Genomic DNA, 251 nt, shown 5'->3' on the forward strand with positions numbered 1-251 from the left:
GGAATATTCCACCGCCGCCGCGATCCCCGCCGCGCTGGTGGCCTGGCACTATGCGGTTCAGTTGAGCCGGCCGCTATGGGGCCACAAATCAGACCAGGCTGTCCGCCGGACACCATGGATTGTCGGGGGCCTGGGGATCCTGGCATTGGGTGCTGTTCTCGCGGTCGATGCCACCATCATGATGGCCAGTCCGGGTATCGCAGCAATCTTGCTGGCGATTGTCAGCTTTACCATGATCGGCTTTGGCGTCG

1 protein-coding gene is annotated in these 251 nt (G+C 62.5%); it reads left to right on the plus strand.

Features of this window, described 5'->3' with window-relative positions; genetic code table 11:
• A partial coding sequence (locus Q0842_RS16190; RefSeq protein ID WP_298500554.1) for a PucC family protein occupies window positions 1–251 on the plus strand: 251 nt, incomplete at both ends.

Origin of the sequence: uncultured Algibacter sp. (genome assembly GCF_947495675.1) — a bacterium.
Classification (GTDB): Bacteria; Bacteroidota; Bacteroidia; order Flavobacteriales; family Flavobacteriaceae; genus Algibacter_B.